At 63.7% G+C, this 1,076-nt stretch carries 1 protein-coding gene; it reads left to right on the top strand.

Annotation, left to right across the window (positions count from 1 at the left end):
• Positions 1-41 precede the first annotated feature (41 nt).
• Entirely contained in the window at positions 42-998 is a 957-nt protein-coding gene (locus ITJ49_RS18365) for a helicase associated domain-containing protein (protein ID WP_370544597.1), read from the top strand.
• Positions 999-1,076: the final 78 nt, after the last annotated feature.

The following is a 1,076-nucleotide window of genomic DNA, read 5'->3' as shown; positions in this document are numbered from 1 at the left end:
CGACCGGCTACCGGGCACCTGCAGGAGGCGTGCTTTTTCTAATGGCTCGTTCTGCGATGACCGGCGGCGGTACTGAGCCGTGCGCTTCGATCAGACTTTGCGACACTGTCACGATGGGTCTCTTGGAAGAGCGTTGGAACGAGTCATGTTCTGCCCTTGAGCTCTACGTCGCCAGTTGGGGTCATGCGGACGTTCCGCGCTCCTTCGTAACCCCTGATGGGCATCGGCTCGGCGCCTGGCTACACCGCCAACGCACCCTGGCCCACCAAGGACAACTCCCGGCCGGACGCCGAGCGCGGCTGCACCAGGCAGGAGTTTCCTGGTCGCTCTCCGATCGGGCAGCAGGCCTGAACGCCTACCTGCAGTTCATGGAGACCGAAGGACACGGACGGGTCCCCCACACCCACCAAACACCCGACGGGTTTCCACTTGGAACGTGGGTGCAGTCAAGGCGTGCACAGTGGGTCCGCGACCCCGCTCACGCCCGACGCCTCTGGCCTGAACTCGATAAAGCAGGGTTCACCTGGGAGATCCGCAACCGCGACGAGCAATGGCACACGGGCCTTGAAGCGCTCCGCCTATACCGCCGCGACCGAGGAGATGCCCTCGTTCCGCACTGGTACCGAACAGCCGAGTCTTTTCCGTTAGGAAAGTGGGTCGATTCACGCCGCGTTGATTACCGCAGAGGAACACTCAGTCAAGATCGGATCGCGTCGCTCGATGACATCGGCATGATCTGGTTCCTCCGGAACACCCCAGACCCCACCACTAGGCGCGCCCGCGAAGAGGCCCACTTCGCCGCCATGCTTACGCGAACCAGATTGTGGTCTGCCAGCCACGACGGTGCGCTCCCCCACGCGCGGGAGCTCGACGAGGACACCATTGCCATTGGCCGCTGGCTCGGACGCCAACGCCACCTCCTCCGAACCGGCACCCTCTCCCCTACTCGGATGCAGCAACTCAATATCGCCCTGCCGCTGTGGACAGACCCCCGATGACCGTCACAAGCCCTGACGGACCGCCCCGCAAACAACCCACCGCCTGCCCTCAGCAGAACTGCCGTCTCGGAAATCTAA

Origin of the sequence: Frondihabitans sp. VKM Ac-2883 (assembly GCF_015350875.1) — a bacterium.
GTDB lineage: Bacteria > Actinomycetota > Actinomycetes > Actinomycetales > Microbacteriaceae > Frondihabitans.
The sequence above is the reverse complement of the archived record's forward strand: the minus strand, read 5'-3'. Positions and strand labels throughout refer to the sequence as shown.

What these genes read in the sequence shown, in the direction of transcription:
- ITJ49_RS18365 (WP_370544597.1), top strand. Translation starts at nt 42, where the DNA reads ATGGCTCGTTCTGCGATGACCGGCGGCGGTACTGAGCCGTGCGCTTCG.